Source organism: Hydrogenophaga intermedia, assembly GCF_000723405.1.
Taxonomy (GTDB): domain Bacteria; phylum Pseudomonadota; class Gammaproteobacteria; order Burkholderiales; family Burkholderiaceae_C; genus Hydrogenophaga; species Hydrogenophaga intermedia.
Genome location: NZ_CCAE010000044.1, coordinates 1 through 25,126, shown reverse-complemented (window position 1 = coordinate 25,126; position 25,126 = coordinate 1). Strand labels below are relative to the sequence as shown.

At 68.8% G+C, this 25,126-nt stretch carries 20 protein-coding genes; 6 read left to right on the top strand and 14 right to left on the bottom strand.

What is annotated here, in order from left to right; genetic code table 11:
• The first annotated feature begins 21 nt into the window (after positions 1-21).
• Positions 22-423, top strand: a complete 402-nt coding sequence (locus tag BN948_RS19565; protein WP_009515935.1) for a YbaN family protein — start codon at positions 22-24, stop codon at positions 421-423.
• Here the strand turns inward: BN948_RS19565 and BN948_RS19560 are convergent.
• From BN948_RS19560 to BN948_RS19545, 4 genes are all read right to left on the bottom strand, one after another.
• Positions 414-1,613 (bottom strand): phosphoglycerate kinase, encoded by a 1,200-nt coding sequence (locus BN948_RS19560; protein WP_009515936.1) that lies wholly within the window; start codon positions 1,611-1,613, stop codon positions 414-416. The two genes, BN948_RS19565 and BN948_RS19560, sit on opposite strands and share 10 nt — an antisense overlap.
• A 62-nt stretch (positions 1,614-1,675) precedes the next feature.
• A complete protein-coding gene (locus tag BN948_RS19555) occupies positions 1,676-3,382 on the bottom strand; it encodes a phosphoethanolamine transferase (RefSeq protein WP_009515937.1) in 1,707 nt (568 codons plus the stop codon).
• Between the two features lie 66 nt (positions 3,383-3,448).
• Positions 3,449-4,780, bottom strand: a complete 1,332-nt coding sequence (locus BN948_RS19550; RefSeq protein ID WP_009515939.1) for a sensor histidine kinase — start codon at positions 4,778-4,780, stop codon at positions 3,449-3,451.
• Positions 4,777-5,493, bottom strand: a complete 717-nt coding sequence (locus BN948_RS19545) for a response regulator (protein WP_009515941.1) — start codon at positions 5,491-5,493, stop codon at positions 4,777-4,779. The genes BN948_RS19550 and BN948_RS19545 overlap by 4 nt, the downstream gene beginning before the upstream one ends.
• Before the next feature lie 111 nt (positions 5,494-5,604).
• On the opposite strand from BN948_RS19545, the gene BN948_RS19540 reads away from it, so the two are divergent.
• Positions 5,605-8,271, top strand: a complete 2,667-nt coding sequence (locus BN948_RS19540; RefSeq protein ID WP_009515943.1) for a sulfatase-like hydrolase/transferase — start codon at positions 5,605-5,607, stop codon at positions 8,269-8,271.
• A 26-nt stretch (positions 8,272-8,297) separates the two neighbouring features.
• Here the strand turns inward: BN948_RS19540 and BN948_RS19535 are convergent, their stop codons facing one another.
• From BN948_RS19535 to def, 5 genes are read right to left on the bottom strand one after another with little or no spacing between them, the layout of a single operon-like run.
• Complete coding sequence (locus BN948_RS19535; protein ID WP_009515944.1) at positions 8,298-8,633, bottom strand: AzlD domain-containing protein; 336 nt, start codon at positions 8,631-8,633, stop codon at positions 8,298-8,300.
• A complete protein-coding gene (locus tag BN948_RS19530) occupies positions 8,626-9,369 on the bottom strand; it encodes an AzlC family ABC transporter permease (protein WP_009515945.1) in 744 nt (247 codons plus the stop codon). Before BN948_RS19530 ends, BN948_RS19535 begins: the two co-directional genes overlap by 8 nt.
• Positions 9,366-10,322, bottom strand: coding sequence for a methionyl-tRNA formyltransferase (gene fmt, locus BN948_RS19525; RefSeq protein ID WP_009515946.1), 957 nt, complete (start codon positions 10,320-10,322; stop codon positions 9,366-9,368). The genes BN948_RS19530 and fmt overlap by 4 nt, the downstream gene beginning before the upstream one ends.
• A gap of 35 nt (positions 10,323-10,357) precedes the next feature.
• Complete coding sequence (locus BN948_RS19520; RefSeq protein ID WP_009515947.1) at positions 10,358-10,852, bottom strand: lipoprotein transmembrane; 495 nt, start codon at positions 10,850-10,852, stop codon at positions 10,358-10,360.
• Entirely contained in the window at positions 10,849-11,370 is a 522-nt protein-coding gene (def, locus tag BN948_RS19515; RefSeq protein ID WP_009515948.1) for a peptide deformylase, read from the bottom strand. Before def ends, BN948_RS19520 begins: the two co-directional genes overlap by 4 nt.
• A gap of 273 nt (positions 11,371-11,643) precedes the next feature.
• Here def and BN948_RS19510 point away from each other — a divergent pair, with 273 nt between their 5' ends.
• Positions 11,644-12,873, top strand: coding sequence for a LysM peptidoglycan-binding domain-containing protein (locus BN948_RS19510; RefSeq protein WP_009515950.1), 1,230 nt, complete (start codon positions 11,644-11,646; stop codon positions 12,871-12,873).
• Positions 12,874-12,878: 5 nt separating this feature from the next.
• Entirely contained in the window at positions 12,879-13,982 is a 1,104-nt protein-coding gene (gene dprA / locus BN948_RS19505; protein ID WP_009515951.1) for a DNA-processing protein DprA, read from the top strand.
• A 22-nt stretch (positions 13,983-14,004) separates the two neighbouring features.
• Here the strand turns inward: dprA and BN948_RS19500 are convergent, their stop codons facing one another.
• The 5 genes from BN948_RS19500 to BN948_RS19480 all read right to left on the bottom strand — a co-directional run bounded on the left by BN948_RS19500 (position 14,005) and on the right by BN948_RS19480 (position 23,583).
• The gene (locus tag BN948_RS19500) at positions 14,005-16,431 is read right to left on the bottom strand and encodes a DUF1631 family protein (protein ID WP_009515954.1); all 2,427 of its coding nucleotides are present in this window, start codon (positions 16,429-16,431) and stop codon (positions 14,005-14,007) included.
• 95 nt (positions 16,432-16,526) lie between these two features.
• Entirely contained in the window at positions 16,527-17,477 is a 951-nt protein-coding gene (gene secF, locus BN948_RS19495) for a protein translocase subunit SecF (RefSeq protein WP_009515956.1), read from the bottom strand.
• A gap of 21 nt (positions 17,478-17,498) precedes the next feature.
• Complete coding sequence (gene secD / locus BN948_RS19490) at positions 17,499-19,382, bottom strand: protein translocase subunit SecD (protein ID WP_009515958.1); 1,884 nt, start codon at positions 19,380-19,382, stop codon at positions 17,499-17,501.
• A 118-nt stretch (positions 19,383-19,500) separates the two neighbouring features.
• Positions 19,501-19,818, bottom strand: coding sequence for a preprotein translocase subunit YajC (gene yajC / locus BN948_RS19485; RefSeq protein ID WP_009515960.1), 318 nt, complete (start codon positions 19,816-19,818; stop codon positions 19,501-19,503).
• Between the two features lie 165 nt (positions 19,819-19,983).
• Positions 19,984-23,583, bottom strand: coding sequence for an indolepyruvate ferredoxin oxidoreductase family protein (locus tag BN948_RS19480; protein ID WP_009515961.1), 3,600 nt, complete (start codon positions 23,581-23,583; stop codon positions 19,984-19,986).
• Between the two features lie 182 nt (positions 23,584-23,765).
• Here BN948_RS19480 and BN948_RS19475 point away from each other — a divergent pair, with 182 nt between their 5' ends.
• Positions 23,766-24,269 (top strand): Lrp/AsnC family transcriptional regulator, encoded by a 504-nt coding sequence (locus tag BN948_RS19475; RefSeq protein ID WP_035623292.1) that lies wholly within the window; start codon positions 23,766-23,768, stop codon positions 24,267-24,269.
• Between the two features lie 195 nt (positions 24,270-24,464).
• Positions 24,465-25,058: a hypothetical protein gene (locus tag BN948_RS25810; RefSeq protein WP_009515964.1), complete on the top strand. Its 594-nt coding sequence runs from the start codon at positions 24,465-24,467 to the stop codon at positions 25,056-25,058.
• Positions 25,059-25,126 lie beyond the last annotated feature (68 nt).

Sequence of the window (25,126 nt, the reverse complement as noted above, 5' to 3'; positions counted from 1 at the left end):
CGCTGGCTATCATGCCGGCGCATGCCCTCTCCTGAAGAAACCCCGCGCGCTGTGCGCTGGCTGCTCTGGCTGGCCGGCACCGTGTCGCTGGGCCTGGGCATCCTGGGTGTGGTGCTGCCAGGCCTGCCCACCACGCCCTTCGTGCTGCTGGCGGCGGCCTGCTACGCCAAAGCCTCGCCGCGCTTGCACGGCTGGTTGCGCGGGCACCGCTTCTTCGGCCCGATGGTGCGCGATTGGGAAGAGCACCGCAGCTTGCGCAAGCGCACGAAGCGCTTCGCTCAGGTCACCATGCTGGTGATGGTGTCGCTATCAGCCTGGGGTCTGCGCGATCGGCCCGTGCTGCTGGGCGTGGTGCTGGTGGCGGCGGTGATCGGCGTGTGGGTCGTGGCGCGCATTCCCACGCGCCCGGACCCTCAGGCCTGAGCCCTGCGGGCCAGCACCTCGAAAGCGGGCAGCGTCTTGCCTTCCAGCACTTCGAGAAACGCCCCACCACCGGTGGAGATGTAGCCCACGTCCTTCTCGATGCCGTACTTGGCGATGGCCGCGAGCGTGTCGCCACCGCCCGCGATGGAAAAGCCCGCGCTGTCGGCGATGGCCTGCGCGATGGCCCTGGTGCCGCCTTCGAAGGCCGCGAACTCGAACACGCCCACGGGCCCGTTCCACACGATGGTGCCGGCCTGCTTGAGCTGCGCGGCCAGCGTCGCGGCGGTCTCGGGGCCGATGTCGAGGATCAGGTCGTCCTCGGCCACGTCGCTGGCCTTCTTCACCGTGGCGTCGGCGTCAGCAGCGAAGCGCTTGGCCACCACCACGTCGGTGGGAATAGGCACGCCAGCGCCGCGCGCCTTCATGGCCTCGATGACGGCCTTGGCGTCGCCCAGCAGGTCGGGCTCGGCCAGGCTCTTGCCGATCGGCAGGCCGGCGGCCAGCATGAAGGTGTTGGCGATGCCGCCACCCACGATGAGCTGATCGACCTTGCTGGCCAGGCTCTGCAGGATGGTGAGCTTGGTGCTGACCTTGCTGCCGGCCACGATGGCCACCAGCGGGCGCTTGGGGTTCGCCAGGGCCTTGGCGATGGCGTCCATCTCGGCCGCCAGCAACGGGCCGGCGCAGGCCACGGGCGCGGTCTCGGCGATGCCGTAGGTGGTGCCCTCGGCGCGGTGCGCGGTGCCGAAGGCGTCGTGCACGAAGATGTCGCACAGGGCGCCGAGCTTCTTCGCGAGTTCGGGGTTGTTCTTCTTCTCGCCGACATTGAGGCGGCAGTTCTCCAGCAGCACCACCTCGCCGGGCGACACCGAGAAATCGCCATCGACCCAGTCGGTGATCAGGCGCACGGGCTGGCCCAGGAGTTCGGCCAGGCGCACGGCCACGGGCTGCAGCGAGTCCTCGGGCTTGAACTGGCCCTCGGTGGGGCGGCCCAGGTGCGAAGTGACCATCACCGCCGCGCCCGCGTCGAGCGCGAGGCGGATGGCGGGCACGCTGGCGCGCACGCGCGTGTCTTCGGTGATGCGGCCCTGCTCATCCTGCGGCACGTTGAGGTCGGCGCGGATGAAGACGCGCTGGCCCTTGACGCGGCCCTGGGCGCAAAGGTCGGCGAAGCGGATGAAGGCGGTCATGTCGGCAATCCCGGGTTCTGTGGACAAACCCCGGGATTGTAGGAAAGCGCGCTCGACGGATGTCACCCGGCGGCGGCGCAGGGCGCGAGCGCGTCCAGCGCCGGCTGACGGGCGCGGGTCTTCACGTCCATCAGCCCCAGCACGGTGTGGAAGAAGTGGTCGTGCGACAGCGGCTCGGCCGAGCGCGTGCGCAGGCAGTCCATCGACAGGCCCGCGCGTTCGCGCAGGCCTGTCGAGAACCAGGCCACCATGGGCACGTGCGTCTGCTGATCGGGCGCCAAGGCGTAGGGCAGGCCATGCAGGTAGAGGCCGTTCTCGCCGAGCGACTCGCCGTGGTCGGAGACGTAGACCAGGCCGGTGTCGTTGCGGCCTTGCTCGGCGCGCGTGCGCAGCCAGCGCAGGGACTGATCGAGGAAGCGGTCGGTGTAGGCGATGGAGTTGTCATAGGCATTGACCAGTTCCTCGCGCGAGCACTCGGGCAGCGCGTTGCTGCGGCACTCGGGCAGGAAGGGCTTGGCGCCTTCGGGCGAGCGGCTGGCGTAGGCGGGGCCGTGGCTGCCCATCTGGTGCATCACCAGCACCACGCCGCGCGCGCGGCGCACGGGGTCCAGCGCTTCCAGGCGAGCGTCCAGGCCATCGAGCATGGCTTCGTCGAGGCATTCGCCGCCGGGGCACAGGAGGGGCACCGGGTGGTCGTTCGTGTACGCGTGGGGCACGCGCTCGCACACGCCCTTGCAGCCGGCCTGGTTGTCGAGCCACAGCACGGCCAGACCGGCGCGCTGCAGCACGTCGAGCAGGTTCTCGCGGTCGGGTGGCTGGTCGCCGCCCTGCGCGCGCGTGAGCGGCGAGAACAGGCAAGGCACGGAGACCAGGGTGTTGGTGCCACAGGAGCGCACCTGGCTGAAGTTGACCAGTTCGCCGCGCGATTGCCAGCGCGCCAACGCGGGCGTGGTGTCGCGGGGGTAGCCGTCGAGCCCGAAGTTCTGCGCGCGCGCCGTCTCGCCGATCACCAGCAGCAGCAGGGGCGGGCGCGCCTGGCGGGCGTAGCTGGCGCCCAGCGCGGCGTCCTCGCCCACGGGCAGCAGGGGGCGCACCTGGTGCGGCAGGCGGTCTGCCGCCACGCGCACGGCGGCGTAGACGCTGTTGAGCGGGTTGGCCATGTAACGCAGGTCCTTGTGGTTGCGCATCAGCGAGGCGAGGCCCTGGAAGTTGATGAGGACCGCGAGTATCAGCAGCGCAAAGGCGGCCAGCGCGCCCGCCGCGTTGCGCCCCGCGCGGTGCCAACCGCCGCGCAGCACCAGCGGCTGCCGCCACAGCGCCCACAGCGGTGGGCCCGCCACGAACAGCAGCACCGACAGCAGCGACCACGACAGCAGGTCGCGCACTTCGCGGGTGTCGGTGTGCAGCGTACTGGCCAGCATGCTCGGGTCCATCACCACGCCGTAGCGCCACATGAAGTACGAATTCGCCCCGGCCACCAGCAGCAAGCCGCTGGCCACCGGGCGGAACACCCGCGGCCAGGCCAGCAGCCACAGCAGCGCGGCGATGGCTCCGGTGAGCAGCGAGCCCAGCCCGGCAATGAGCGCGACGCGGTGAGCCAGCGGACCACTCATGCCGTCGATGCGCTGCCACAGCGGCAGGTTGCCCACCAGGGCCAGCCAGAGGGCCAGTCCCCACACGGCGACGGCGGCGCGCGGAACGCGGTTCAGCGGCGCGGCCGTCGCCGATGGCAGGAAACGCGGGAAGGAGAAGGGGAACGGGGTCTGCATGCACGGCTCTCGGGAAACCGCTTCTCGCGGTCCCCGGGAGCGTGTGCGCCCCTGATTAGGTGAACCTTAGGCGCTGGTCCAGCGCAGCGCGAAGCGCGTGGTCATGGGCGCCTCGCCGGGGCCGGTCTCGAGCCGCGCGCCGAGTTGCTCGGCGATGCGCTGGACCAGGCGCAGGCCCAGCCCCAGGCCACCCGATTCGGCGGGGCGCGCCACCGCGCTGCCCGGACCGCCGCCGTCGTCGCTGACCGAGACGCCCACCGATTCCGCGTCGCGCCACACGGTCACCAACACCTGCGTGCCCGGCGGCGTGTGGCGCAGCGCGTTCTCGATCAGGTTGCGCAGGGCCAGTTCCAGCAGCATGGGTTGTGCCTTCACCCGCACCGGCTCGTCGGGCTGCGACAGCGAGATCTCGTGCCCGCTCTCGTGCGCCGCTGGCGCGTGCGCGGCCACGAGCCGGGCCGCCAGTTCGCCCAGGGCGACCGGATCGTCGTCCTCGCCGGCGTGCTTGCGCTGGGCGCGCGCCAGGTCGAGCAACTGGTGCAGGATGCGCCCGGCGCGCAAGGACTCCCGCTCCAACTGCGCGAGCCGCTCGGGCGAGGGGTCGTGCTGCGCCGCGCGCGCCTGCAGCGCCAGCGCGGACAGCGGGGTGCGCAGCTCGTGCGCCACGTCGGAGGCGAACTCGCGCTCGCGCTGGGCGCGCGCCTGCAGGGTGTCCACCAGCGTGTTGATGGCCGTCACCGTGCTCGCGAACTCGCTGAAGCGGTGCGCCGTGTCCAGTCGCTGGCCGGCAAAGCCGTCGAGTGCCGCCACTTCGCTCGACAGCCTGTCGAGCGGCCGCAGCCCACGGCGCACGGTCCACCACAGCAGCAGCAGCACCAGGGGCAACAACAACAGCGCGGGCTGCGCCACGTGCTCGGCAATGTCCTTGCCGAGTTCGTGGCGCTGGGCCATGTCCATCAGCACCACCACGCGGCGGCGCACGGCGCCCTCGCCGGTCTCGACCGAGAACGTCCGCCACAACGGCAGCAGGCCGGGCGCACGCACCTCGACCGTGGAGAAGCCCGCCACCGGCAGGGCACTGGCGTCCAGGCCGGGCGCCAGCCCATGCGTGTCCGAGACGAGGCGCTCGCCTTCCCAGGCCAGCACGGCCACGTCCTGCAGGAACTCGTGCGCGAGTTCGGCTCCCTCCTGCGGCAGAGGGCGCACGGCGCCCGTGGGCGCGGCGGCCAGCCACAGACGCGCCACGGCCACCATCTGGCCATCGGAAAACTTGCGCGCCTCGCGGAAGGCGGTTGACCAGGCCTGCGCCACCACGGCCAGCCAGATCACCAGCACCACGCCCAGGGTCCAGCGCAGCAGGTAGTGGCGCAGCAATCTCGGCCGAGGAAGGCTCGTCATCGCGGCTTGTCCGCCACCGCCGCCTCGCGCGCGATGAAATAGCCCACGCCGCGCACGGTCTTGATCAGCGACTCACCGAGCTTGCGACGCAGGTGGTGGATGTGAACCTCGATGGCGTTGCTCTCCAGTTCTTCGCCGAATCCGTAGAGCGCCGACACCAGCCGCGTCCTGGACAGCACCTGCGGGCGCGCCTGCATGAGCGTGAGCAGCAGCGCGAACTCCTTGCCACCCAGCACCACCGGCTGGCCCGCGCGCAGAACGGTATGGGCCGCGGGATCGATCACCAGATCGCCGTGCTCGATGAGGGGGTTGCTGCGACCACCCGCGCGGCGCAGCATGGCGCGCAAGCGCGCCAGCAGCTCGTTGGCGTCGAAAGGTTTGACGAGGTAGTCATCCGCGCCGCCATCCAGGCCACCGATGCGGTCGCTGACGCCATCGCGTGCGGTCATGATGAGCACCGGCATGTCCTTGTGGGGCAGCGTCTCGCGGCCTGCAGTGGGCGTGGGCTGTTGACGCAAGCGGGCCAACAGGTCCAGGCCCTCGCCGTCGGGCAGGCCCAGATCCAGCAGCAGCACATCGAAGGGTTCGACCGACAGGGCGAGCCAGGCGGCGTCGCGCGTGGCGCACAGGTCCACGGCATAGCCGGCGCGTCGCAAGGCCTGCTCCAGCCCGCTGGCGATGCCGGGATCGTCTTCCACCACGAGTGCGCGCATGTCGGGTTCTACGGAGGTTGGGAATGGGGCTGCCCATTATCGAGCGCGACCTTAGCCGTGCATTAAACGGTTTAAGGACCAATTAATGGCAGCGCCCGAGAGTGCCGCGCCATGTCGACCCTGTCCCTCGAACCGACGGCCTCGGGCCGCGCCTTCCCGCGCCCCGAACGCTGGCTGTGCGGCCTGCTCGCGCTGACCCTGCTGTGGGACCTGTCCGGGCTGGACATGACCGTGATGCGCGCGATCGGCGCCGGGCACGGCTTTGCGCTGCGCGACCAGTGGCTGCTGGCGCGCGTGCTGCACGACGGCCTGCGCCAGGCCATGGCGCTGGCGTTCCTGCTGTTGTGCGGCTGGGCGCTGTGGCCGCGCGCGTCGCTGCCGCGGCGCGAGCGCATCACCGTGGCCCTGCTGGCCGCGCTGTCGCTGCTCGCAGTCAACGTGATCAAGAACACCAGCCTCACCAGTTGCCCCTGGGATCTGCAAGCCTTCGGCGGCACCGCGCGTTGGGTGTCCCACTGGGCGTGGGGCCAGGCCGATGGCGGGCCGGGGCGCTGCTTTCCGGGCGGCCACGCCAGCAGTGGCTTCGCCTTCCTGGCACTCTGCCTGCCATGGTTGGCGCCACCAGCCGGTGTCATGCGGCGGCGCGCGGTGGGCCTGCGCTGGCTGGCCGCCGCGGTGGGCATCGGCGCGCTCGCGGGCGCGGTGCAGACGCTGCGGGGCGCGCACTACCCCAGCCACTCGTTGTGGACGCTGCTGATCTGCGCCAGCGTGTCGCTGGCGGGCTGGCGGCTCGCGCAGGCCGGGTCCGAGGGCCGCGCTGCCAGTCTTGTGCGGGGCTGGTGGCGCGAGACCCTGCGCCTGCTGCGCCCGCTGCTGGTGCCCATGGCCTGCACGCTGGCGGTGTTGTGGCTGTCGCGCCTGGGCCTGGCGGTCTGGCTGGCTGACCGCGTGTCTCATGAACGGGCATGGGCGTCGTTGCTGTGGCAGGGCCTGCGCTTCGACGGCGTGCTGCTGGGCTTCATCTGGGTGCTGCCGGCCGCGCTCACGCCGTGGATGGCGCTGCATCCGCGCACCTGGCGTGCCTGGGTGGGTTTCCTGCGCGTCTACGGTGGCCTGGCGCTCTTGCTGGTGGCGTTCATGGAACTGGCCACCCCGGCTTTCGTGGCGCAGTACGACGCCCGGCCCAACTACCTGTTCGTGGAGTACCTGGGCTACGCGAAGGAAGTGGGCGGCACGCTGCTGAAGGACCACGCCGCGCACCTGCTGGCCACCGCCCTGTTGTTGCCGCTGGTGGCCTGGGCCGGTGCGCGCCTGAGCCGCGCGGGAACACCGCCCGCGCCACCGCCCGCCTGGCAGGCGCTGGCCCTGTCGGCGCTGCTGCTGGTGTCGCTGACCGTCGCGGGGCGTGGCGCGCTCGGGCACCGCGCGGCCAACCCGGCCAGTGCCGCGCTGACCAGCGACCACCTCGTCAACGAACTGCCGCTCAACTCGCTCTACACCGTGGCGTACGCCATCTATCAGTCGCGCAAAAGCGAGGCAGGCATCACCTATGCCGAGCTGCCGCGCGCGCACGTGATCGAGCGCGTGCGGCGCGAGACGGGCCTGCCCGCCAGCGCCTTCACCCGCGACGACCTGCCCACGCGGCACTGGCAGGCCACGGCACATCCTCGCGCGCGCCCGCTCAATCTCGTGATCGTGCTGGAGGAAAGCCTGGGAGCCGAGTTCGTCGGCGCGCTGGGCGGCCTGCCACTCACGCCGAACCTCGATCGACTCGCGCGCGAGGGCCTGTGGTTCGAGCGCCTGTACGCCACCGGCACGCGCTCGGTGCGCGGCATCGAGGCAGTGATCGCAGGTTTCCCACCCACCTCGGCGGTCAGCACGGTCAAGCTCGCGAAGTCGCAGCGCGACTTCTTCACGCTGGCCAGTTTCCTCAAGCCACACGGCTACGAGTCGAGTTTTTTCTATGGCGGAGAGTCCCACTTCGACAACATGCGCAGCTTCTTCATGGGCAATGGCTTCGACCGCGTGGTGGAACAGAAGGACATGCCGGCCGACGCCTTTATCGGCACCTGGGGTGCGTCCGATGGCGATCTGTTCGAGGTCGCGCACCGGGCCTTCGAACAACAGGCCGCCGACAAGCCCTTCTTCGCGCTGGTCTTCACCTCGTCCAACCACGCGCCGTTCGAGTTTCCCGAGCACAGCATTGACCTGTACGAGCAGCCCAGTGGCACGGTGAACAACGCGGTGAAATACGCGGACCACGCGCTCGGTCGATTCATCGAGCGGGCGCGGCGCTCCCGCTACTGGGAGAACACGCTTTTTCTGATCGTTGCCGACCACAACTCACGCGTGTACGGCCCTTCGCTGGTGCCCATCGAACGCTTCCACATCCCCGGGTTGATCCTGGGCGGACCGATCACCACGCCTGGGCGCATCGCCACCCTGGCCAGCCAGATCGACCTGGCGCCCACGCTGATCTCGCTCATGGGCCTGAGTGGCGAGCACCCGCTGATCGGTCGCGACTTGAGCCATCCGGCGCAAGCCGCGCGCCCAGGCCGCGCGATCCTGCAGTTCGACAAGACACAGGCCTACCTGGAAGACACGCCCGGCGGCGAGACGCAGGTCGCGGTGCTGCAGCCGGATGTTCCGGCACGGCTGATGAGCTACCGCGACGGGCAATTGCGCGAGAGCGCGAGCGGCAACGAGGACCTGATCGACAAGGCCCAGGCCCACGCGCGCTTTGCGCAGTGGGCGTACCAGAAGCAGTGGCACCGTTGAGCCACCGCTGAGGCACCACGCGCGGCTTACCAGCCCAGGCCGATGTGCAGCGGCAGGTACACCGTCATGCCGGCCACGATGGTGCCGAGCACGCCACCGCGCCAGAAAAACCAGGCCGCGCCCGCGAGTGCACCATACAGGCGCGCGTCCTGCCACGTGCTCACGAGCGCGCCGTGGCTCATCACCACCTCGGGCACGACCACGGCCGACAACGCGGCGATGGGCGCGTACTGCAGGCCGCGCTGCGCCCAGTGCGGCAGCGTCCAGGGTTTGTCGGACAGGAAGAAGAAGCCGCGCGTGATCACGGTGACCACGCCCAGGGCCAGAATGGTCAGCAGCGTCCAGGGGTCGAGGTCAAGCATGGCCGGTCCCTCCACGCGCGGGGCGCAGTGGCTCAAGCGCCAGGCACAGCGCCACCGCGCAGGCGATGGCCACCAGGATGTTGAGCTTGAGCGGCAGCGCGAAGGCCACCACGGCGGCGGCACCCGCCACGCCCGCCGACACCATGCGCAGCCGCGAGGTGGCGAGCGAGCACATGACGCCCAGCAGCGCCAGGATGCCTGCGAAGCCCAGCCCCCACGCCAGCGGAATGGCATTGGCCAAGGCCACGCCCAGCAGGCTCGAGCCCATCCAGGCAGCGTAGTTCACGGCGCAGTTGCCCATCAGGTAAGCCTGCTGCGCGGCCCGCTCTTTCGGGTCGTCGCTGGGGTGCGGGTAGCGGCGCGCGAAGAACACGTAGCTCAGGTCGCCGGTGACATAACCACTGGCCAGGCGTTCCCAGCGTGGCATGTGCATGAGGTACGGCCGCAGGTGGGCCGAGAACACCACGAAGCGCAGGTTGACACAGAAGGCCGCCGCCAGGATCACCCACAACGGCGCGCCCGCCGCCATCATGGGAATGGCGGCGAGTTGTGCGCTGCCCGCGTAGACGATCAGCGTCATCAGTACCGCCTCCAGCGCCGAGAGGCCCGACTGCATCATGGCCACACCGGTCATGAGGCCCCAGGCGCTGATGCCCATGGCCACGGAGAACTGGTCACGGATGCCTTCGAAGTACTCGGGATGCGCGCGGTGCTCGCGTTTGAGGAAAAGGATCACGCGCCGCCTCCCAGCACCTCACCGGGCGCCAGCGCGAAACCGCGCAGGAAATCGGCCGCGGGCAGGCGCTTGCCGCCCGCGCGCTGCAACACCGTCAGGCGCAGCGCGCCTTCGCCACAGGCCACGGTGATGCCCTCGGGTTCGACCGCCAGCGCCTCGCCCGCCCGGCCGTTGCCGGGCAGAGCCTCTGCCGCCCAGACCTTGATCGTCTCGCGCGCGTGGGTGGTGTGCGCGCCGGGGAAGGGATCGAACGCACGCACGCGCCGCGCGATCGCGGCCGCCGGCTGCGTCCAGTCGATCGCGGCCTCGGCCTTCTCGATCTTGTGCGCGTAGGTCACGCCCTCCTGCGGTTGCGGCTCGGCGTGCAGGCCCCCGCAGGCCGCCATCTCCAGCGCCTCGACGATGAGGCGCCCGCCGAGCACGGCCAGGCGATCGTGCAGCGTGTCAGTGGTGTCGCTGTCGCGAATGGCAATGCGCTCGCGCAAGAGCATGTCACCGGTGTCCAGGCCATCGTCCATCTGCATGATGGTGATGCCGGTCTCGGCGTCGCCCGCTTCGATCGCGCGGTGGATGGGTGCCGCGCCGCGCCAACGCGGCAGCAGAGAGGCGTGGATGTTGAGGCAGCCGAGCCGCGGCGTGTCCAGCACCCAGCGCGGCAGGATCAGCCCGTAGGCCGCCACCACCATCACATCGGCCTGCGCCGCGTCGATCGCGGCGCGCGCGGCCATGGCGTCTTCAGGGTACTTGCCGTCCAGCCTCAGGCTGCGCGGCTGCGACACGGCGATGCCGCGCTCCAGCGCGAGCGCTTTCACCGGCGAGGCCTGCAGCTTCATCCCGCGCCCGGCGGGCCGGTCGGGCTGGGTGAGCACCAGGGGAACGCCGAAGCCTGCGGCCAGCAGGCGTTCCAGCGCGACACGCGCGAATGCCGGCGTGCCGGCGAAGATGAGTTTCATCGGGAACGGGCCGGGCCGCGATGGCCGGCGAGAGGTCAGAGGCGATCGGACGGTGGGATGTGCTCATCCAGGAAGATGAGCTTGCGCACCACACCGGCGCGATCGATGTGCACGTGCGCGAGCCGGTCGTTGTTGTTCTCGGAGAAGCGGTATGTCCAGATGTCGCCATCGAAACGCGCCACGCGCTCGACCAGCGCGGGCCGGCCCAGGTGGCGCAGCACGTCGTCGCGCGTCCAGCGGTCGACCGCGATGTTCTTGAGCATCCAGTTGATGTCGAGCACCTGCACGACGCTGCGGAGTCGGCCGTTGGTGTCGAAGTCGAGGTTGTACACCTGACGGCCCAGCGGCTGGCGCGAGTACTGCAGGCGCGCACCATCCGCCAGCGCGTACTCGGCGCTGGGCGGGCCCAGTTGGTCGATCACCTGCGCGCGCGGCGTGCCGGCTTGCAGCCGCTCGGGCATGCCCGCGCATCCCGCCAGCCACACGAGGGCCAGCAGGCAGAGGCAGCGCAGGGCGGAGGAGAGGTTCATGCGCGCAGGGCTTCCCGTTGGGCTTTCACGAGCTTCGATTTGATCCGGTTGCGCTTGAGCGGGGAGAGGTACTCCACAAAGACCTTGCCCATGAGGTGGTCCATCTCGTGCTGGATGCACACGGCCAGCATGCCTTCGGCCTCGATCGTACGCTCCACGCCCTCGCCGTCGAGCGCGCGCACGCGCACCCCCACCGAACGCTCCACGCCGTCGTAAATGCCGGGAACCGACAGGCAGCCCTCTTCGCCCTTGCGCGTCTCGGGGCTGGCCCATTCGATCACCGGGTTGATCAGCACCATCGGCCGGTCGCGCGACTCACTGACGTCGATCACGATCAGCCGCTCGTGCACGTCGACCTGCGTCGCGGCCAAGCCGATGCCGTTGGCCTCGTACATGGTGGCCAGCATGCGCGGAATGAGCGCGCGGATGCGCTCGTCCACCGCCGCCACGGGCTTGGCCACGGTGTGCAGGCGGGGATCGGGGTAGTGCAGGATCGGCAGTGTGTCGGGGGCGCTCATGAATCGATGAAGCAGTGTCGCAAGAGGTCTCCGTTGGGTCCAGCGGCGACGGCAGGCAGTGGCACGCTGACAGGCGGAAACCGATGTCGCTATTTTCGCCACTTTCGCGACGACGCGAAATGGCGGGCCGCCAGAAACATTGCGCAATCAAAGGCTTGCGCGCAGAATCCAACGCGCTTTGTCAAGACTCGCGCGCCCCAGGCCACGATCGAGACGCCGACTCATACGGCGTCATCGCACTGGCCGACGGCAGCCGCCCAGGGGCCCCCGAACATGCGATCGAACACCCGCCTGATCTCCACCATTGCCAGCGCCGTCGGCCTGGCCTGCGCCGCACAGGCGGCCTTTGCGCAAAGTACGGTCATTCCGGCCGAGCAGCGCTACCCCGTCACCCCCGGCCAGCGCGCCACCGCCAACCAGGTCGCCCAGACCGGCGTGCCGCTCTCCGAACTCGCCCCCAACGCCCCCGACAGCTACACGGTCAAGAGCGGCGACACGCTGTGGGCCATCTCGGGCATCTTCCTGCGAAGCCAATGGCGCTGGCCCGAGCTGTGGGGCATGAACCTCGACGACATCAAGAACCCGCACCGCATCTACCCAGGGCAGATGCTGTACCTCATCAAGGCCAACGGCCGTGCCACGCTCAGCACGCGCGGGCCCGGCGGCGAACCCGGCACCGTCAAGGTATCACCGCGCACGCGCTACGAATCGCTGTCCGACACGGCTATTCCGCCGATCTCGCTTCAGACCATCGAGTCCTTCCTGACCGAGCCGCTCATCGTCGACGAGAACACGATCAACCGCGCGCCCCGCATTGTGGCCACGCCGGAAAACCGCGTGTTGCTCAGCCGCGGCGACCGTGCCTACGCACGCTCGGTCTCGGGTGATCAGCCCAACGCGGAGCCACTGGCCGTGGTCGACGGCCGCTCCATCGGCTACCGGGTGTTCCGCAACGCCACGCCGCTGCGCGATCCCACCACGAACGAGGTCCTGGGCTACGAAGCGCACTACGTGGGCAAGGCCAATGTGGTCTCCAACGAGCGCCGCCGCGAAGGCCTGGACGCCAAGGGCAACAAGGTCGAAGAGATCGTGCCAGCCGGCATCGACATCACCGTGGCGAAGGAAGAAATGCGCGTGGGCGACCGCCTGCTGCCCGAGCCGCCGCGCGAGTTCCTCAACTTCGTGCCTCGCGCACCCCAAGGCCCGCAATCCGGCCAGATCGTCTCGGTGTACGGCAACGCCGTGACCTATGCCGCGCAGAACATGGTGGTGGCCATCAACCGTGGCAAGCAGAACGGCCTGGAGCCCGGCCACGTGCTGGCCCTTCTGCGCGAGAGCAACATCGTCAAGGACACCACCGACACCGCTCGACCCGACATCCGCCTGCCCGGCGAACGCAACGGGCTCATGATGGTGTTCCGCACCTTCGACCGCGTCTCCTACGCCATCGTGCTCGAAATCGCCGATGGCGTGCAGGTCGGCGACCGCTTCGTCAATCCCTGATCCCGATGCCGCGTGACGAGCTGGCCGCCTGGCTGCGGCTGCTCCTGACGCCGGGCCTGGGCCGCACCACGGCCCGGCAGTTGCTGGCCGCCTTTGGACTGCCCGAGACGATCTGGGCCCGACCCTCTGACAGCTGGGATGGCGTGGTGGAGTCCTCACTGGCCAAGGCCATGGCTTGGCCGCCAGAAGGCTTCGACGCGGCATTGAGCGCGCACGAGCGCTGGCTGGCACAGGACAACGCGCGCCACGTGATCACCCTGGCCGACCCGCGCTACCCCGCGTCCCTGCTGGACACGGCCGATCCGCCACTGATGCTGTTCGTTCATGGCCGCCTCGACGCGCTGGCCCACCCGCAGCGGCTCGCCGTCGTCGGCAGCCGCAACCCCACGCCACAGGGCGCGCAGAACGCCGCGGCCTTCGCGCAATCGCTGGCGGCCTCGGGTTTGTGCATCGTCTCGGGCCTGGCGCTGGGAGTCGATGGCGCCGCGCACGAGGGCGCGCTGCGTGCGGGCGGCGTCACGCTGGCCGTGGTGGGCACTGGGCTCGACCGCGTCTACCCCAGTCGCCACCGCGATCTGGCCCACCGCATCGTCGCGCAAGGTGCCATGCTTAGCGAGTACCCATTGGGCACGCCGCCGCTGGCGCAGAACTTCCCGCAGCGCAACCGCGTGATCGCGGGCCTGTCGATGGGCACGCTGGTGGTCGAAGCGGCCCTGCAGTCGGGCTCGTTGATCACGGCCCGCCTGGCCACCGAGCAGGGGCGCGAAGTGTTCGCCATTCCCGGATCCATCCATTCGCCTCAGTCGCGCGGCTGCCATGCCCTGATCCGTCAGGGCGCCAAACTGGTGGAGTCGGCGCAGGACGTGCTGGAAGAGCTTCGGCTGGCGGACCCAACCCCGCGCACGGACGGCGATCCGCCGACCCAGGCCTGCGCCACGGAGGGCGAACTGCTCGACGCATTGGGCCATGACCCTGTGAGCCTCGATGCCCTGCTCGCACGCACGGGGCTGCCCACCAGCGCCTTGCAGGCGCAATTGCTCGAACTGGAACTGCAGGGTGTGGTGGCGCGCCTGCCGGGCGGGCTGGTGCAGCGCGTGGCGCAGGGCTGAGCCGCGCCGCAGACGGTGGACTTCAGGCCAGCAGGCGCTCGGGATTGGCGTCGAGCTTGGCCAGCGCCTCGCGCGTGGCGCGCACGGTGAGTGCTTCGTCCTCGCTGGGCACCAGCAGCCCGGCCTGCAGGTACGCCGCCACGCGCGTGGCCGGCATGAGGTAGCAGCGCCCCCCGTTGCTCACGAACAGGTACAACTGGCCGTGCTGGCTGCGCCAGGCCAGTTGCACGCTGCCGAGCTTGCCGTTGTGGTCGAGACCGAACCACGAGCCAATCTGCAGTTCCACGGCCCAGGCGCGCATGGCCTCGTTGGGCTGGCTGCCGCCCTGGTTGATGACCTCGATGTTGCTGGCGTCCACACCGGTGATGAGCTCGATGCTGTCGGCGTTGAGATCGAAGTCACCGACACCACCTTCGGGCAGGTAGTCCTCGAGGTTGGCCAGGCGTTTGGACAAGGCGTCGAGCTGGCTCTGGGCGATGGACTCGGTGCGCGACATGAAGGCGTCGGCCAGCGTGTCGCTCACGGACTTGATGTGCTGATCCTGCAGGCCCTGGGGAAAACCCAGCAGGCTCATGCCCTGGCGCAGGCGCTGCAGGATGCCGGGCAACTGCTGGATGACGCGCGCGCGGTCGTCGCGGCTGGGTTTGGCGCTCGCGGCCCAGAGCAGGTCGGATGCGGCCTGCTTGAGTGCCTGCGTGTCCGGGTGCTTGACGCCGTGCTTGACGCTGGCCACTGCCAGCACGTCGACCCAGACCTTGAACAGAAAGTCGCGCACTTCGGCTCGCACCGGCACGTCGTCGAGCAGCTTGCGCAGCTCGATGGTGTACTGCACCGACAGCGTCTCCTTCTGCTCGACCTGCTGGGCCACGCTCACGAAGCGGCTGGCGTTGCTCTGTTCGCTCAGGTAGGTGGACAGAAACTTCTGGAATTCGTCGTAGACGAGCTGGAACACGCGGCGCCCGGTTTCGGGGTACTGCTCGATCACTTGCACCACGCGCTTGATCTCGGCCTCCAGCGCGGCCGAGCCGACGTTGGACTCGAATCCCATCACGCAAGAGCCCATGCGGTCGATCAGCCGGCGCGCGGGGTGCTGCAGGGCACTGAAGAACTCGGGCTCGGCCAGGGCCACGCGCAGCACGGGAATCTGCAGACGGGCGAACCACACGCGAATGCTGGGCGGAATGCGCTCCTCGGCCAAAATGGCCTGGAACATCAGCGCAACCACCTCGATGGTGGCCTTCTCGCTGGGCGTGGACGCCGCCTGCTTGAGCTCCTGGGTGCGCTCACGCAGCGCCACCGCCGTGCGCTCGACCGTGCCGGCATCCACATAGACCGCCCCACCGCCCGTGGGTGCCGCGCCGAGGCCGGAACCCGTGCTCGGGAAGGACACCTGCCGCGCCATGGCCTGCTGCAGCGCGGGCGACGGCGGAATGATCTCGGTCGCCTCGAACTCGGGGCCGACGTGGTCGAGCAGCATGCGTCGCAAACGGCCCACGACCCCTTGCGCTCGCATGCGCGCACGGGCCAGGGGCGACGTGCCCGTGAGCATGCGCGTTTCGTCATGCACGCCCATGCCGGAGGAGCCGGGATAACCGCTGTGCTGAGCGCCTCGTCCGCCCGAGGGGGGCTGGCCCATGCCCGAGGGGGTTGCCCCACCGCCCGCCTGGCCGGGCGCCGACCCATTGGCACCGGGGCGGCCCGGTTCCTGCACGCGACGAAACGGGGTGTGCAAACCACCGCCCGTGGTCGGGCCGCTGGCCGGACCAGGCCGGGTGGTGGGCACCGCGCCACTCGTGCTGGAAGGGCTGCGGCGCACCAGCGACTGCAGATCGATCGTTTCCATGACACCGTTGGCGATGAGGTACGCGTTGGCGGCCTTGTAGCCATCGAGCAGGATCGCGCCCAGCATGGGGGCAATGTGGTCCTGCACCAGTGCCAGGCCATCGCGCTCGAGCCCTGCGGACTTCCATTGCTCGACCAGCAACCGGGCAAGCACGTCGGGCAGCAGGATGTCGCTCTTGGAGAGTTCGGTGCGCCGCTCCAGGTGCTGCACGCGCAGCCGCAATTCGTTGAGTTCGGAGGACGTCTTGTCGAGCACTCGCATCGCCATCCGCGAGGCCAGGATCTGGTCGTCAATGGCGCCTTCGGCCACCAGCTCGAGTTGTCCCGAAAGACTGGCCGGTTCGGTGAGGCCGGCGCGCGCCGCGAGGTGCTTCTTCAGGGCGGTGCGGCAGTCGTCGATCCACATCGACTGCCGCTTCTTGAAGGCCGCCCAGGTGTCGCGGCGAATCTGCACGTCGACCGAAGTGCCGGGCTGGTCAAGCAGGGTGGTGAGGCGCTGTTCAATGGCCTTGGCCAGATCCGGCAGGGACCGCCCCACGTGCAGCACATGGCGCTCACGCGCCTGCTGGGCAAGGGCAAACCCGGTCGGTTGGGACGGCGACACCATGTGTTTCAGTATGACACGAAGACCCCGCGATCCATGCCCGCGAGACCCCTGGACCCCGCCGTTGGGCGGCCCTGGTATGGCAAGGACGCCACGGACTACACGACGGCGCCAGCGTTCGGATCGTCCGGATCGCCTTCCGATTTGGTGGGTTTGATCAGGTCTTCACGCTTGACGCCCAGCCACAGCGCCATGGCCGCCGCCACGAACACCGACGAGTAGATGCCGAAGCAGATGCCGATGGTCAGCGCCAGGGAGAAGTAGAACAGCGTGGGGCCACCGAAGAGCAGCATGGACAGCACCATGATCTGCGTCGAGCCGTGGGTGATGATGGTGCGGCTGATGGTCGAAGTGATCGCGTGGTCGATCACCTGCTCGGGCGTCATCTTGCGCTGGCGCCGGAAGGTTTCGCGGATGCGGTCGAAGATGACCACCGATTCGTTGACCGAGTAGCCCAGCACCGCGAGGGTGGCAGCCAGCACGGCCAGCGAGAACTCCCACTGGAAGAAGGCGAAGAAGCCCAGGATGATGACCACGTCGTGCAGGTTGGCGATGATGGCCGAGACCGCGTACTTCCATTCGAAGCGCAGCGAGAGGTAGATGATGATGCCCAGGATCACGAGGCCCAGCGCGATCAGGCCGTTGTGCACCAGCTCCTCGCCCACCTGCGGGCCCACGAACTCCGTGCGGCTGAGCGCCACGGCCGGGTTCTGGGCCTTGAGCGCCGCGAACAGGGCCTCGGCCTGCTGGCCCGAGGTCTGGCCCTGCTGCACGGGCAGGCGCAGCAGCACGTCGCGCGAGCTGCCGAAGTTCTGCACCGGCACCTCAAGATAGCCCAGATCCTCGACCACGCGCCGCACGGCACCCAGGTCGGCCGGTTGCTCGTAGGCGACCTCGACCACGGTGCCACCGGTGAATTCCACCGACAGGTGCAGGCCGCGCGTCACCAGGAAGAACACGGCCAGCAGGAAGGTGATGAACGAGATCGCGTTCAGCACGATCGCGTGCCGCATGAACGGGATGTCGCGGCGGATGCGGAAGAACTCCATCGTGGGCTCCGGGTGCGGGGGTCAGTCGGCCTTGGCGGGGGTGGCGTCGCCTTCTGGGCGCCACACCGTGCCGACGGAAATGGCCTTGAGCTTCTTCTGGCGGCCGTACCAGAAGTTCACAAGGCCGCGCGAGAAGAACACGGCGGAGAACATGCTGGTGACGATGCCCAGGCAGTGCACCACCGCGAAGCCCCGCACCGGACCCGAGCCGAACAGCAGCAGCGCCACCCCTGCGATCAGCGAGGTGACGTTGGAGTCAAGGATGGTGCCCCAGGCGCGGTCGTAACCGGCGTTGATGGCGGCCTGCGGCGTGGAACCTCGTCGCAATTCTTCACGCACCCGTTCGTTGATGAGGACGTTGGCGTCGATGGCCATGCCGAGCGCCAGCGCCATGGCGGCCATGCCAGGCAGAGTCAGCGTGGCCTGCAGCATGGACAGCACGGCCACCAGCAGCAGCACGTTGAAGCCCAACGCGATGGCCGAGAAGAGGCCGAACATCATGTAGTAGGCGCACATGAACAGGGCCACCACCAGGAAGCCCCAGGTGACGCTGTTGAAGCCCTTGGCGATGTTCTCGGCGCCCAGACTGGGGCCGATGGTGCGCTCCTCGATGATCTCCATCGGCGCGGCCAGCGAGCCCGCGCGCAGCAGCAGCGCGGTGTCACTGGCCTCGGTGGTGGTCATGGCGCCGGAGATCTGCACGCGGCCGCCACCGATTTCGGCGCGAATCACGGGCGCCGTCACGACCTCGCCCTTGCCCTTCTCGAACAGGATGATGGCCATGCGCTTGCCCACGTTCTCGCGCGTGACGTCGCGGAAGATGCGCGAGCCCTTGCCGTCGAGCGTGAGGTGCACGGCCGGCTCCTGCGTCTGTCCATCGAAGCCGGCCTGCGCGTCGGTGAGGTTCTCACCGGTGAGCAGTACCTCTCGCTTGACGATGACCGCGCGGCCACCGCGTTCGAGATAGCGCTCGGACCCGAAAGGCACCGCGCCAATGCCGCGCTCGGCGGCCAGGCCCTCGGCGCTCTCGTCGACCAGGCGCACCTGCAGCGTGGCGGTGCGGCCCAGGATGTCCTTGGCCTTGGCCGTATCCTGCACGCCAGGCAACTGCACGACGATGCGGTCCGCGCCCTGCTGCTGGATCACCGGCTCGGCCACGCCGAGTTCGTTGATGCGGTTGTGCAGGGTGGTGATGTTCTGCTTGAGCGCCTGGTCCTGCACGGCGCGCGCGGCCTCGGGCCGGATGGTCGCGGTGATGCGCGTGTCGCCGCCTTCGGTGGTTTCGGCCAGCACCAACTCGGTGAACTGCGCCTGCACCAGGTCGAACACCGCGTTGCGGGCGGCCTGATCGCGCACACGCACGTCGATCGTCTGGCCATTGCGCACGATGCCGCCGTGGCGAATGTTCTTTTCGCGCAGGGCGTTGCGCAGGTCGGTGGCCAGCACGTCAGCGCGGCGCTCCAGCGCAGCCTTCATGTCCACCTGCAGCATGAAGTGCACGCCGCCGCGAAGGTCAAGACCCAGGTACATCGGGCGGGCGTGCAGGGCCGACAGCCAGTTCGGCGTGCGCGGCACCAGGTTCAGCGCCACCACGTGGCTGGGGTCAGTCGGGTCGGTGTTGAGCGCGCGGTCGATCGCGTCGCGTGCCTTGAGCTGGGTGTCGGTGTCCTCGAAGCGCGCGCGCACCGAGCTGCCTTCGAGCGAGAGCGCACTGGGTGCGATGGACGCGGCCGACAGTGCCTGCTCCACCCGGGTGACCGTGCCGGTGTCCACTCGCACCGTGGCCTTGGCGGCCGACACCTGCACCGCCGGCGCCTCGCCGAAGAGGTTGGGCAGGGCGTAGATGGCGCCGACCAACAGAGCGATCACGATGATCGCGTACTTCCACAGCGGGTATCGGTTCATACAGGCCCTTCGGCGCTCGCAAGGTATCGGTCAGAACGCGACGGATCCGGCTCCGCCGGTCCGTGCGCGTTGCCCCGTGAGGGGAAGCGGGCCGGCGTCAGCCGGCCCGCTCGGGGTGTTACTTAATGGTGCCTTTGGGCAGCACCTGCACGACAGCGGTGCGCTGCATCTGGACTTCCAGGCCGTCGGCAAGTTCCACACCGATGTAGGTGTCGCCGATCTTGGAGACCTTGCCGAGGAAGCCGCCGGCGGTGACGATTTCGTCGCCCTTGGCCACGGCTTCGATCATGGCCTTGTGCTCTTTTTGCCGCTTCATCTGCGGGCGGATCATCACGAAGTACAGCACCACGAACATCAGCACCAGCGGGAGCATGCCCAGCAGGGTGGACTCGGTGCCGCCGGTGGCGGCTTGGGCGTAGGCGGGGGAAATCAACACAGGCGGTCTCCAGCGGGTTCAGAACAACCGGGGATTGTATGCCGCCCCCTTGACAGAACCCGTTCCTCCAGGATCGTCCCCAGGGCACCGCGGAACCGGCTTTGCCGGGCCGCAGGTGCCGCCCCCCCGAGGGGGTCGCGCGAAGCGCGGCGGGGGTGTTCCGATTCAAGCAGCCTGGCGCACCGGCGCCGCAGCGCCACCCGAGCGCCAGCGCCCCAGCAGCGCCTCGCGCCGCACCGCCGCGGCCTGGGCGTGGCGCTCCTTCACGTGGCCATAGCCCTTGATCAGTTCGGGCAGGCGCGCGATCTCCAGCGCCAGGGCCTGGCTGTCGGGCGTGAGCCCGGGCAGCAGGGCCTCGATGTCGGCGCGGTACTGGGCGATCAACTCCCGTTCCATGCGCCGTTCGGCCGTGCGGCCGAAGGGGTCGAGCGCAGTGCCGCGCACACCCTTGAACTTCGCCAGCCAGCGGAAGGCCGTGAACATGAAAGGCCCATAAGGTTTCTTGATCAGCTCACCGCGCTCGTTCTTCTTGGCCAGCATTGGCGGCGCCAGGTGCACCTTGAGCGAGTAGTCGCCCTCGAACTGCGCCGCGATCTTCTCGTGGAAGGCGGTGTCGCTGTGCAGGCGCGCCACCTCGTACTCGTCCTTGTAGGCCATGAGCTTGAACAGGTAGCGAGCGACCGCTTCGGTCAGCCCGGTCTTGCCCAATACCTGCGACTCGACCTGGCGCACGCGCTCGACGAAGTCACGGTACTCACGCGCATAGCCGGCGTTCTGGTAGTCGGTGAGGAAATCGGCCCGGCGCGCGATGAGCTGCTCCAGCGTCTCGCGCGGCTGGAACTGGATGACCTGCGCGGCGGGACCCGCCAGGCCGCAGGCGGCCAGCACGGCCGGCAGGTCGTGCGCGGCGCGCCGGCCCCATTCGAAGGCGGCCTTGTTCTGCTCCACCGCCACCGCGTTGAGCTCGATCGCGCGCATCAGCGCCGCCTGGCCCAGCGGGATCCAGCCCTTCTGCCAGGCGTAGCCCAGCATCAGCGGATTGGTGTACAGGCTGTCGCCCAACAGGCGGGTGGCGATGGTCTCGGCGTCAACCACGCCGATGGCCTCGCGGCCCAGGTGGTTCACCAGCGTGTCCACGCAAGCCTGCGCGGGGCTGAGCCAGTCGGGGTTCTTCACGAAGGCCGCCGTGGGCGTGGCGCTGCTGTTGACGGCCACGTGCGTGCGGCCCTCGCGCAGGCGCTGCCAGGTTTCCTTGTTGGCGGCCACGATCGGGTCGCAGCCGATGATCAGGTCGGCCGAGGCCGCCGAAACGCGCGTGGTGTGGATCTGGTTCTGCGAGGCGCCGATGAGCACGTGGCTCCAGGTGGCGCCGCCCTTCTGCGCCAGGCCGGCCGCGTCCTGCGTGACGATGCCCTTGCCTTCCAGGTGCGCGGCCACACCCAGGAGCTGGCCAATGGTGATGACGCCCGTACCGCCCACGCCGGCGACGATGATGCCCCAGGCCTCGTGGCCCAAGGCGGGCAATGCGGGGTGCGGCAACGCGCCGCCTTCCCATTCGGCCCGGGCCGCGCCCTTCTTCTTGCGCAGCTGGCCGCCCTCCACCGTGACGAAGCTCGGGCAGAAGCCATTCACGCAGGAATAGTCCTTGTTGCAGGTGCTCTGGTTGATCTGGCGCTTGCGGCCAAAGGGCGTCTCCAGAGGTTCCACCGACAGGCAGTTGGATTTCTCGCCGCAATCGCCGCAGCCTTCGCACACCAGTTCATTGATGACGACGCGCTTGGCGGGCTCCACCATGGTGCCGCGCTTGCGGCGGCGGCGCTTCTCGGTGGCGCAGGTCTGGTCGTAGATGATGACCGTGGTGCCCGCGATCTCGCGGAACTCGCGCTGCACGGCGTCCAGTGTGTCGCGGTGCTGGATGGCGATGCCCTCGGGAATGCCCGTCACGCCCTGGTACTTCTCGGGCTCGTCCGTGACGATGGTGATCTTCTTCACCCCTTCGGCGCGCATGCTCTGCGCAATCTGCACCACGCTGTGGCCCTCGGGGCGCTCGCCCACCTGCTGGCCGCCGGTCATGGCCACGGCGTCGTTGTAGAGGATCTTGTAGGTGATGTTCACGCCCGAGGCGATGCTCTGGCGGATCGCCAGGATGCCCGAGTGGAAGTAGGTGCCGTCGCCGAGGTTGGCGAACATGTGCTGGTCGGTGCTGAAGGGCTGCTGGCCCACCCAGGGCACGCCCTCACCGCCCATCTGGGTGAAGCCCACGGTGGCCCGGTCCATCCAGATGCTCATGAAGTGGCAGCCGATGCCGGCCATGGCGCGCGAGCCTTCGGGCACCTTGGTGCTGGTGTTGTGCGGGCAGCCCGAGCAGAACCAGGGCTGGCGCTCGGCACCCGGCACGCCCTGGGTCAACAGGGTCTGCAGCGAACGTTCCTGCGCGTCGAGGATGGCCAGTTGCGCGTCGATGCGCGCCATCACGTCCTCGGGAATGTTGCCGAGCTTCTTCAGCCGCTTGGCGACGGCGCGCGCGATCAGCGCCGGGTTGAGGTCGGCCTTGGCGCGCAGCAGCGTGTTGGCGCTGGGGTTGGGGCGCGACCACTCGCCGCCGCTGTAGTCACCCTCGTCTTCCTCGAACTTGCCCAGCACGTTCGGGCGAACGTCGGGCCGCCAGTTGTAGAGCTCTTCCTTGATCTGGTATTCGATGACCTGGCGCTTCTCTTCCACCACCAGGATTTCGCGCAGGCCGGTGGCGAACTCGCGCGTGGTCTGCGCTTCCAGCGGCCACACCACCGCCACTTTGTGCAGGCGCAGGCCGATGCGGCGGCAGGTGTCGTCGTCGAGCCCCAGATCGATCAGCGCCTGGCGCGTGTCGTTGTAGGCCTTGCCGCTGGCGATCACGCCGAAGCGGTCATTGGGCCCGGCGACGACGTTGTGGTTGAGCTTGTTGGCGCGCACGTAGGCCAGGGCCGCGTACCACTTGTGGTCGAACAGGCGGGCCTCCTGCTCCAGCGCGGCGTCGGGCCAGCGGATGTGCAGGCCGCCGGGCGGCATCTCGAACTCGGGGATCACGATCTGCACGCGCTCGGGGTCGATCAGCGCGGTCGAGCTCGACTCGACGATCTCCTGGATGGTCTTCATGCCCGTCCACACGCCCGAGAAGCGGCTCATGGCGAAGGCGTGCAGGCCCAGGTCGAGGATGTCCTGCACGCTGGCCGGGAAGAACACCGGCAGGCCGCAGGCCTTGAAGATGTGGTCGCTCTGGTGCGCGGCGGTGGAGCTCTTGGCCACGTGGTCATCGCCGGCCACCGCGATCACGCCGCCCCAGGGGCTGGTGCCGGCCATGTTGGCGTGCTTGAACACGTCCGAGCAGCGGTCCACGCCCGGGCCCTTGCCGTACCAGATGCCGAAGACGCCGTCGAAGCGGTTGGTGCCGGGCGGCGCGAAGCCCAGTTGCTGCGTGCCCCACAGCGCGGTGGCCGCCAGCTCCTCATTCACGCCGGGCTGGAAAACGATGTTCTGCTTCTTCAGGTGCGGCGCCGCCTTCTGAAGGGACTGGTCATACCCGCCCAGCGGGGAGCCGCGGTAGCCGCTGATGAACCCCGCGGTGTTCTTGCCCATCAACGCGTCGCGCTGGCGCTGCAGCATGGGCAGCTTCACCAGGGCCTGCACGCCGCTCATGAAGGCGCGGCCGTGGTCGAGGGTGTATTTGTCGTCCAGGGTGACGGTTTCCAGGGCCTGACGGATGTGCTCGGGCAGCGGCGCGTTCATCTTGTGTGTCTCCTTCGTGGGCGGGGGCGTCTTGTGGACGCGCGTGCGACTGGGGGCGGGCCCCGGGTAGGGACCGGCCCCCAGTCTGCCGCGCAGTGTATGCCCGAGTTTGCGATAGGTGTTTGCGTTTCATGCCCGGAATTTGCATGATCGAGAAAGAAGCTTTCTTTCTTTTGCCGATCATGGAAACACTGGACCGATTCGACCTCGCCATCCTGCAAGAACTGCAAGCCGACGGCCGCCTCACCAATGCCGAGCTCGCGCAGCGCGTGGGCCTGTCGGCCGCACCCTGCTGGCGGCGCGTGCGCTCACTGGAAGAACGCGGCTTCATCCAGGGCTACCGCGCCGTGCTCGACCGCGACAAGCTCGGCCTGGGCGTGCTGGCCTTCGTGCGGCTGGACGCCGACCGCAACAACGGCGACGTCACGCGCCAGTTGGAGCAGGCCATCCGCGCCATCCCCGAGGTGGTGGCCTGCCACTACATCAGCGGCTCGGGCACCTTCGAACTGCAGGTGGTGAGCCGCGACCTGCACCACTTCAGCGCCTTCGCGCGCGAGGTGCTGCTCAATTTGCCCAACGTGAAAGACCTGCACACCAGTTTTTCACTGGGCGAAGTCAAGGCCGGGGGCGCCATACCTTTGACTCACCTGATGGAAAACCAAGGTGGTCACTCGGCAACAAGGTGATTTACTTGAGGGGGTTTCCCGCCATTTGGTGAAATTTTTCGACCGTTAACTCAGAAGCTCTCCTTAAGTTGTTGAAAAACAGGCAATTTCCGCTCTGCGACGATTGTGAACACCCGTAACGGTCTTCAGAATCGTGCCACTTTGGCTTCCAAGGTGCCGCAACAAAAGTGTTCACCAACCTCTGAGGACTTCGACGTGAAACGCAACCTCCTTTTGAAATCCGCCCTGGCGCTGGCCATCGCATCCCCCCTGATGGCCTCGGCCGAATCCTCGCTCGTCACCGGCAGTGGCTCCGCTGTGGCCCGCCTCGACCTGCAGGTGATCATCCCGGGCGTGCTGTTCCTCGGTGTCGGCACCGGCCATGAACAAGTGGCGAACGGCAACATGCCCACCGTCGACGCAATCATCTTCGACTACACGACCAACGCCGATCAGGTGGGCCTGACGGGCAGCCCCGCTGGGGCCATTTACGACACCAACGGCGGCTTCCTTGGCAACGGTGCCGTGCCGGTGCGCGTTTTCGGCAACAACGGCCAGGTGACCATTACTGCCACCAACCCGACCACCCTGAACAATGGCAGCGACACGATCCCCTTCAGCGACATGTCGGTGGTCTCGGACAACCCCAATCTGCCGGCGCCAGGCTTCAGCGGTGGCACCAGCCAGCCTGTCCTGGCCGGCCGCGTGACCAACCACACCGCCAACTGGACCTACAGCTACGCCAACTCCACGGCACCGGCAGCCGGCACCTACACCGGCCGCGTCACCTACACCGCCTCCACGCTCTGATCACCGCCTCGTGATCGCCCCGGCGGGCGCGGTTCACGCCCGCCCGCCGCCCCACGAAGGGTTTGCCA

Coding starts and splice junctions, on each gene's coding strand:
- BN948_RS19565 (WP_009515935.1), top strand. CDS start 22: ATGCCCTCTCCTGAAGAAACCCCGCGCGCTGTGCGCTGGCTGCTCTGG.
- BN948_RS19560 (WP_009515936.1), bottom strand. CDS start 1,613: ATGACCGCCTTCATCCGCTTCGCCGACCTTTGCGCCCAGGGCCGCGTC.
- BN948_RS19555 (WP_009515937.1), bottom strand. CDS start 3,382: ATGCAGACCCCGTTCCCCTTCTCCTTCCCGCGTTTCCTGCCATCGGCG.
- BN948_RS19550 (WP_009515939.1), bottom strand. CDS start 4,780: ATGACGAGCCTTCCTCGGCCGAGATTGCTGCGCCACTACCTGCTGCGC.
- BN948_RS19545 (WP_009515941.1), bottom strand. CDS start 5,493: ATGCGCGCACTCGTGGTGGAAGACGATCCCGGCATCGCCAGCGGGCTG.
- BN948_RS19540 (WP_009515943.1), top strand. CDS start 5,605: ATGTCGACCCTGTCCCTCGAACCGACGGCCTCGGGCCGCGCCTTCCCG.
- BN948_RS19535 (WP_009515944.1), bottom strand. CDS start 8,633: ATGCTTGACCTCGACCCCTGGACGCTGCTGACCATTCTGGCCCTGGGC.
- fmt (WP_009515946.1), bottom strand. CDS start 10,322: ATGAAACTCATCTTCGCCGGCACGCCGGCATTCGCGCGTGTCGCGCTG.
- BN948_RS19520 (WP_009515947.1), bottom strand. CDS start 10,852: ATGAACCTCTCCTCCGCCCTGCGCTGCCTCTGCCTGCTGGCCCTCGTG.
- def (WP_009515948.1), bottom strand. CDS start 11,370: ATGAGCGCCCCCGACACACTGCCGATCCTGCACTACCCCGATCCCCGC.
- BN948_RS19510 (WP_009515950.1), top strand. CDS start 11,644: ATGCGATCGAACACCCGCCTGATCTCCACCATTGCCAGCGCCGTCGGC.
- dprA (WP_009515951.1), top strand. CDS start 12,879: ATGCCGCGTGACGAGCTGGCCGCCTGGCTGCGGCTGCTCCTGACGCCG.
- BN948_RS19500 (WP_009515954.1), bottom strand. CDS start 16,431: ATGGTGTCGCCGTCCCAACCGACCGGGTTTGCCCTTGCCCAGCAGGCG.
- secF (WP_009515956.1), bottom strand. CDS start 17,477: ATGGAGTTCTTCCGCATCCGCCGCGACATCCCGTTCATGCGGCACGCG.
- secD (WP_009515958.1), bottom strand. CDS start 19,382: ATGAACCGATACCCGCTGTGGAAGTACGCGATCATCGTGATCGCTCTG.
- BN948_RS19480 (WP_009515961.1), bottom strand. CDS start 23,583: ATGAACGCGCCGCTGCCCGAGCACATCCGTCAGGCCCTGGAAACCGTC.
- BN948_RS19475 (WP_035623292.1), top strand. CDS start 23,766: ATGGAAACACTGGACCGATTCGACCTCGCCATCCTGCAAGAACTGCAA.